A 6,957-nucleotide genomic window follows, 5' to 3' on the forward strand; every position below is an offset into this window, starting at 1 on the left:
GTAGATGGGAAAGGCATTTTCAGCATTCATAGCAAACTTGGGCAAACGCCTGAAAACTGGGAAATTCGGTCTTCAAAAAAACAAATGCGGTTCCCCTGAGTCAGATACTTCTAAGAGTACGTCCGACGCTTGAGACGGGTATAATAGAGGCCGATGTCTACCCCACACCCCGCCGAGCAGGGGATGCGCTCCACGCTGATTGGGATCGTCGTCAACCTCTTTCTGGCGCTCGGGAAGATGCTGGCTGGGGTTTTCGGACACTCGTACGCGCTCGTGGCTGATGCGATTGAGTCGGGGTTGGACGTTATTTCGTCCATCCTCGTCTACTTTGGGCTGAAGGTCTCGACGCTTCCTGCCGATGAGAACCACCCACAAGGGCATGGAAAAGCGGAGCCGCTGGCCGCCGTCGTGGTCTCGCTCTTTCTTTTTTTGGCCGCCTTTGGGATCGCCTACGAGAGCATCGAGCGCATCCGTATTCCCCACCGCCTTCCGGCTCCCTGGACCTTGCTGGTGCTCCTCGCGGTGATCGGCATTAAAGAGGCGCTGGTGCGCTACGCCTTGAAAATCGGGGAGCAGACAGGCAGTAACGCCGTGAAGGCCGATGCTCTCCACCAGCGCACCGACACGATCACTAGTATCGCCGCCTTCGTGGGAATTCTCATTGCGCAGATAGGCAATCGCCTCCACCCCGACTCCCGCTGGGCGAGTGCCGACGACTGGGCGGCGCTGGTGGCCTCGGTTGTGATCTTCCACAACGGGGTCAATATCCTGCGGGGTGCACTCTTCGAGCTCACTGATGCCCACCCCGATCCCGCACTGGAGGCCGAGGTGCGCCGCGTCGCGCTGACAGTTGTGGGAGTCGAGAACCTGCACAAGTGCTTCATCCGCAAGATGGGCTTTGACTACTATGTGGAGCTGGACGTCCGGGTGGCGGGGAGCATGTCTGTCTACCGTGGCCACGAGATTGCCCACGAAGTGCAAGACACCGTCCGCGCTCAGATCTCCGATAAGCGCTTCGCCCGCGTTTTAGTGCATATTGAACCCGCACTCCCGAAGTAACTCGATCCCACTCTGTCACGATACTGTCACGCGCCTTAAGGTATAGTGTGCACCATAGGGAGTTTCAATCATGAAGCGATTTTTGGGATACCCAGCAGGGTTGCCGGGTGGGCTTGTGGTGCTTGTGGCACTGAACTGGATCTGTGAGGGGCGCGGACCGCTCCTAGGACGCCCTGCCTCTGCGGCCCTGGTGCGCTCCGCAGCTTGCCGCGATCCGCTGATCAATCAGGTCTACAACGACGATATTCGTCGTGCCCCGAACGGACTGGGCGATATTGGCGAGTGTAACGCACTCAACTACGGCGGTGGACAGTGGAGTACCTATGAGGATCTACGTAAGAAAGTCCGGCTGTATGGAGCAACGGTTCCTCCAAGCTCCTGCCGTGACCAGGTACTCACGGATACGCTGATTGAGCTTGCCTCGCCCCCACGTCGGCCCGGCGAGATCAGTGCGACTCTCAATCGAATTCGTCCACGGGGCACCGCTGAGCTGGGTGAGTGCAATATGTATCTGTACGGTGGCGGCTCCTGGGCGGGCAAAGACGATCTCAAGGACAAGATCCGCAAGGCCAAGAGCGCCCTGAGCCGCTACGGCTACGTGGTCTCTCCCGTTGGTAAGCTACTAGACTCGAACCTGCGCCCGATCGGCCCGGTTCAAGTGGGCCCCGCGACGGCGATTCCCATTCTGGTGCAAGAAAATGGCGTTGACACGGTCAAGGTCATTGCCGCCGATGGTCAGCGTCTCAACAGCACCTATATCGCTGCCGCGACACCGCAGCAGCGCGCACAGTTCACGATTCGCTCGCTCGACAACGGCAGCTATCTCGCTGTCCCGGCAGGGCGCTAGAAAGAAGGCAACGATGTCTGAGGATCTCACGATCCCGCTGCGTGCGCTGGGCCGCCGTCACTTCCTGATGCTCTCGGGAGCCGGACTCCTGGGGCTGGCGGGTTGCGGCGGCGGTGGCGGTGGGGGAGCTGACCCTCCCCTTCCTGCGATTTTACAGCCCAATGCGGTCTTGCTTCCCAACGACAGCTCGGTTCGTGTGACGGGGCGTACGGAAAACAGCATCACTCTTGCGGGCAGTGTGCCCACGCTGACGGCGGGTCAAGTGCTTCTGGGGACAATGGGCGAGGGATTCATGCTACGCGTCGTCTCCGCGGCTCCCGACGGCGCGGGCGGGGTGGTTGTCCAAACAGAGCAAGCGTATCTTGAGGATGTCTTCCAGCAAGCGGATCTCCGTCTACCTGAGGAGTACGACCCGGCGGGTTTCGTGGACACCACGCCCGACGATCCTGATGTTCAGTTTGTGCCGCCGGGCCGCAGCCGCGCCGATGATACGTCCCGTGAGTTTAAGATCGTTCTTCATAAGGCAGTCCTCGCTGGTACAAGAGATGCGGGCATTATCTGTGAGGGGGCGGTCACCTTTAAGTTCAAGACAGACTCCCAAATTCTCATCAAGGGGGGAGTGCTTCAGATCTACCGCTATGCGCCAACAACCGAGATTAAGTCCGGTTTTAAGGTCGCCATCTCAGCAAAGATCCCGGGCATTTCCAAGCGCGTCAAGGTTAAAACCCTTGTTGGCCCGACACTCTATCTCGTCGTGATCGTGGCAGGTGTTCCCGTGCTACTTCCCTACGTGCCCATGCTGGATATCAATGTCTTCTGTGAGGGCAAGTTAGAGGTGGGCTACGAGCTACCCCAGTCGGTTATTACTTTCCAGGCTGGCTTCAGCTTCACCCCGCAGACAGGTGCAGTTCCGGTGAGTAGCCATAAAGTCGTGATGAACCCACTGAACTTAAACTATCTGAATGTTTTCAAGTTCGCTATTGGGCCCGGAGCCGATCTCTCTTTACGTCTTTTGGGTATCGCGGGCCCCTTCCTAAAAGCCGACGGTTATGCGGATCTGGAGCTGAAGCGACAGAGCAGCCCTGCGGGAAATAACGTGAAGCTGGGAGTGGGGATCAAGGCGACCGTCGGGGCGTCGCTTGTGGTAAAAGATAAGACCTTTATCACCCGTGAGTTTCCCGATCTCATCGAGGTACGCCAGAATATCTTCGACAAACTCTATCTTGATACTGCCAGCATTAGGTTGTATGGAAAGTAAAAGGGCCGCTATGAAATCTCTCTTGACTAAGATCTTGTCTCTTGTGCTGGTCGCAGTGGGTGTGGGCCTGGTGGTTTCAGGCTGCGCGGGTGGTTCTGCAAACAAATCCAGCCGGGCGACGGGGCTGACGCTGCATATTGTCTGGCCGGAGCGTAGCGCAACACGTGTCATTCCGCTGTCTGCCCAGAGCCTGAAGGTAAGTGTGAGTGCCTACGAGCCTGACTACGCGGTTCCTATCAGCGAGACACTGGTGGCGCGGCCTGCGGGAAGTGGAGCGACCTCGGATATCACGCTGAGTACGATGCCCGCTCTGGCGAAGATTCGCATCACGATGACGGCCTACCCCAATGCGGATGGGACGGGAGTTGCTCAGGCGGTTGCGACCCAGGAAATGACGACGGGGGATGTGGGCTCCTCGGTCAACCAGGATGTCTCTCTGGATAGCACTATAGATCATGTTACCGCCAGCCCCGTGAGCGTCTCGACGATTGTGGGAGGGGGCGCCAGCGTGAGCGTGACGGCTTTCAATGCCGATAACCAAGTCGTTCCCACCGCGCCTGCGTCGTGGGCCTGGCAGAGCAGCGCGGCGTCAACAGCCTCCGTGGCGGCCTCGGGCAATCCTGTTACTGTCTCGGGAAAGGTGGCAGGTGGTGCGTCTCTGACATGTACGCACAGTGAGTCCGGCAAGAAAATCACCATCAACGTGACCGTGACATCGTCCACCGGCCCACCCGGATGCCGTTTTCCCGGCCAGCTCTACGGCGATAGCTGCGGCACCGATAAAAATGGCACGAACCTCTCCTGGAACTGCGAGACAGGAGCGTGCGAAGAGCCACTGGTTCACTAGTCTCCTAGCCACGCGCCCTGTGCCTTTAGGCGCTGACGGAGCTCGATAATATCCACGCCTCGGACAGCGCCCTCTAAATCCACGGCCATGCTTGCCGCGAGGCCCGCCGCCTCGCCCATCGCGAAGCAGAACGGCATGACGCGAGTGGCGCCCTGGACGGCGCGCTCGGCGGAGAGGCAGCGGCCCGCCACCAGAAGATTTTCGATGCCCTTGGGAATGAGGCAACGGTAGGGAATCCCATGGCTCTGGCCGGCGGGAAGCGAGTGGGAGCGCTGTGCGCCGTCTGTCACACTTTTGGCACGTGCGGCTATTTCCGTCGTGACGGCATGCAGGTCAATGAAATAGGCACAGCGCGCGATATCGTCGGGGAAGGTGCGGCAGGAAAGGTAGTCCTCCAGTGTGAGCGTGTACTCGCCTACAATGCGCCGCGACTCGCGCACCCCGATGTGTGGGCCGCTGGAGATCAGCTCGATACTTTCCTGGCCGGGGACATAGCGCCGCAAAAACGCCATGAGTTTTGCGATCACTTTGCGCCCCTCGCGCTCGGCCAAGCTTATCGAGAGCGGATCGGTGGCATCGTAGCCGTAGACATGGCCTAGATTGCACCCGGCGACACTCTCGCTCTTAAAGCTCATTCCCACTAGCGAGCTATCCGGCAAGTTCCACGCGCCATCAGCCTTTGCCTGCGCCACTAACTGGGCCAGGTAGCCATCGCCGGTGGTGTAGACATACTCCAGATACTTACTCCGCGAGCCGCCCGCCACCGTAAAACACAGCGTCATTCCCTGTGTTTTGCCACTCTCGTCGCCAAGCTCAAACGCGCATCCCGCACGCGCCGCTAGGTCGCCATCGCCCGTCGCATCAATAAAGACACTTGCTTTGGCAAGAGAGATCCCCGCTTTATTGGCAAGAATCAGCCCCTCTAAACGCCCCCTCTCTCGTCCCGACGGAGTCGGAAAAAGAGCGAGAGAGGGGGCTGGGGGGAGAGTGCAAGTTGCCCCAACGAACGAATGCAAGAGCACCGTGACGTCTGCGGCTTCACAGAGCTCGTCGTAGAGGCGCTTGAGCAGCTCCACATCAATCGGTACCCAGTCCATGCGGCCGTTATCTTGCGGCACATGGTAGAAGTCGGGATCAGGGAGAGAGCGACCCAGGCGGCGCTGGTGCTCGGTCATGACTTCCCAGCCGATGCCGCGGACAATCGCCTTCGTGCGATCCGAGAAGGGCGCAAAGGCGGGAACTTGCATCGCCGTTGCCGAGCCACCTAAAAAACCCATGCGCTCAATCAGCAAGACCCGTGCGCCGTTGCGTGCCGCGCTCAGCGCTGCCGCGACTCCCGCCGGGCCGCCGCCGACCACACAAACATCGGTCTTAAAGGCGAGAGGATAACTTGGTTCCACTTGCTAACGCCGAGGCTTCGCCCTGCGATTTTTTTCGCTACTCGGAGGCGGTGTTGGTAATCGTTTTTCAGAAGATTCCTTAGAATCAATTTGAGGATTAGTATTCTTATCTTTCTTTTCAGAAAGCTCTTTGTTTTGAGTGATTTTCCCTATTACAAAAACTCCTGCGAGTCCGATTACAGTGCTGCCACCTAATATACCAGCTACAGTCGCCTGTCCAATATAAGCACAAAATCCACTAGTAACTAAACACAATGTTGCAATATATGAACCCGTTTTTAGACCTTGATTTGATCGTTCAATATTACTTTTAGTGACTAGAAGTTCCAATTCCTGACGATGCGCCGACTGTCTCTCAGCCATGCCAATGATTCTATCTGCTGCATCAGGTGTGGCATCATTATAACGAATCAATACCTCTGGAGGAGGGAGGGGGCCTGAGAAAAAGGAAGAATGAGAAGCTATGAGAGCTATTTTGGCTTGCTCTGGATCAGTAAAATGCCCCTCTAATACTTCTTCAGGAGGGGCATTTTTGGAAGATTTGGAAATCCCTTCTTCATTTCTTTGAAGATCGATCATCGCTGTTAGCTTTCTGATACTGCCTCACCGCCGAGGTGATGTCGGTACCGACAACTTGCCAATCTGATTGTATTGCTCTGGCATCTGCCTCCTCAGGAGTGCTAGAAACGTTGTATGCATTGAATGTATTTCCAATATCCAGTATCCGACTTAACCCCTCAATGCAAGAGGGAGTTGACCAGAGGAACCCTGTCATTACAAGACTCACGCTTTTTCGGTTCATAACCTCTACCTCTTGATGATTGACGTTGTTCATCATCTTCATGTTGACTGCCTCACCTAGGCCCAATGTCTAGAGTTCCTTGCTTTGTTCCCAATGAAAATAACACACCCTATTCAGACATTTGGTCAGATGTGCATTCTACCAAATATACTACCATGTCACCAGAGTCGCCGGAAATTTTGAGCACTACCATATCTTTGTCGGTGGATGCTTTGCTAAACCTTAGAAGGTGAGACACCCATCGGGCCGCCGCCGACCACACAAACATCGGTCTCAAAAGTAATTGGTAAAGAATCGAAAAAATGAGGCATTTGCCCTACAATATAGCTCATGATAAACGAGAGTGAGCTTCTGAGGAGTGTGGGGGCGACAATATTTGCGCGTGGGAAAGACTATCTCTCCGAGGGACTGATTGAGGACACCACGCGCAAGGGGCAGACGCTCATCGCGCATGTGCAAGGGTCGCGCCACAAGCCGTATCAGGTGACGATTAACCTCGATGACAAAAACGACGTTGAAGAGGCCGACTGCACCTGTCCGTACGGCGAGGAGTGGGATGGCTGGTGCAAGCATATCGTCGCGGTGCTGTTGTACGAAATTCAAGAAGCGACGGCCCCAGAGCCTGCTGCTGCTCCAAAGACGAAGGTAAAAAAAGTGAGTGGAATCAGCCATGACGCGATCCAGAAAGAAGTCCGTAAGCAGTTTAAACAATTAGAGCGTAACTCGCGCTACGGCTACCGAAAC

Annotated in this window: 8 protein-coding genes; 5 read left to right on the forward strand and 3 right to left on the reverse strand. The window is 56.5% G+C overall.

The features are described from left to right. Positions 1-153: 153 nt before the first annotated feature. From ACH2ED_RS07555 to ACH2ED_RS07570, 4 genes are all read left to right on the forward strand, one after another. Positions 154-1,059, forward strand: a complete 906-nt coding sequence (locus tag ACH2ED_RS07555) for a cation diffusion facilitator family transporter (protein WP_395089862.1) — start codon at positions 154-156, stop codon at positions 1,057-1,059. A 70-nt stretch (positions 1,060-1,129) separates the two neighbouring features. Then, on the forward strand, positions 1,130-1,906 hold the full coding sequence (locus ACH2ED_RS07560) for a hypothetical protein (RefSeq protein WP_395089864.1): 777 nt from the start codon (positions 1,130-1,132) through the stop codon (positions 1,904-1,906). Positions 1,907-1,919: 13 nt separating this feature from the next. Further along, complete coding sequence (locus tag ACH2ED_RS07565) at positions 1,920-3,164, forward strand: hypothetical protein (protein WP_395089866.1); 1,245 nt, start codon at positions 1,920-1,922, stop codon at positions 3,162-3,164. A 10-nt stretch (positions 3,165-3,174) separates the two neighbouring features. Continuing rightward, positions 3,175-4,011: a hypothetical protein gene (locus tag ACH2ED_RS07570; protein WP_395089868.1), complete on the forward strand. Its 837-nt coding sequence runs from the start codon at positions 3,175-3,177 to the stop codon at positions 4,009-4,011. Here ACH2ED_RS07570 and ACH2ED_RS07575 read toward each other — a convergent pair. From ACH2ED_RS07575 to ACH2ED_RS07585, 3 genes are read right to left on the reverse strand one after another with little or no spacing between them, the layout of a single operon-like run. Then, positions 4,008-5,411: an FAD-dependent oxidoreductase gene (locus tag ACH2ED_RS07575; RefSeq protein ID WP_395089870.1), complete on the reverse strand. Its 1,404-nt coding sequence runs from the start codon at positions 5,409-5,411 to the stop codon at positions 4,008-4,010. The genes ACH2ED_RS07570 and ACH2ED_RS07575 overlap by 4 nt on opposite strands. Positions 5,412-5,414: 3 nt before the next feature. Then, positions 5,415-5,990, reverse strand: coding sequence for a DUF2335 domain-containing protein (locus ACH2ED_RS07580; protein ID WP_395089872.1), 576 nt, complete (start codon positions 5,988-5,990; stop codon positions 5,415-5,417). After that, on the reverse strand, positions 5,968-6,255 hold the full coding sequence (locus ACH2ED_RS07585; RefSeq protein ID WP_395089874.1) for a hypothetical protein: 288 nt from the start codon (positions 6,253-6,255) through the stop codon (positions 5,968-5,970). The genes ACH2ED_RS07580 and ACH2ED_RS07585 overlap by 23 nt, the downstream gene beginning before the upstream one ends. Before the next feature lie 288 nt (positions 6,256-6,543). On the opposite strand from ACH2ED_RS07585, the gene ACH2ED_RS07590 reads away from it, so the two are divergent. Further along, positions 6,544-6,957, forward strand: a 414-nt coding sequence (locus ACH2ED_RS07590; protein WP_395089876.1) for an SWIM zinc finger domain-containing protein, incomplete at its 3' end; no start/stop codon positions are given.

Origin of the sequence: Armatimonas sp. (assembly GCF_043757465.1) — a bacterium.
In the GTDB taxonomy this organism is placed as follows: domain Bacteria; phylum Armatimonadota; class Armatimonadia; order Armatimonadales; family Armatimonadaceae; genus Armatimonas.

Coding starts and splice junctions, on each gene's coding strand:
- ACH2ED_RS07555 (WP_395089862.1), top strand. CDS start 154: ATGTCTACCCCACACCCCGCCGAGCAGGGGATGCGCTCCACGCTGATT.
- ACH2ED_RS07560 (WP_395089864.1), top strand. CDS start 1,130: ATGAAGCGATTTTTGGGATACCCAGCAGGGTTGCCGGGTGGGCTTGTG.
- ACH2ED_RS07565 (WP_395089866.1), top strand. CDS start 1,920: ATGTCTGAGGATCTCACGATCCCGCTGCGTGCGCTGGGCCGCCGTCAC.
- ACH2ED_RS07570 (WP_395089868.1), top strand. CDS start 3,175: ATGAAATCTCTCTTGACTAAGATCTTGTCTCTTGTGCTGGTCGCAGTG.
- ACH2ED_RS07580 (WP_395089872.1), bottom strand. CDS start 5,990: ATGATCGATCTTCAAAGAAATGAAGAAGGGATTTCCAAATCTTCCAAA.
- ACH2ED_RS07585 (WP_395089874.1), bottom strand. CDS start 6,255: ATGAAGATGATGAACAACGTCAATCATCAAGAGGTAGAGGTTATGAAC.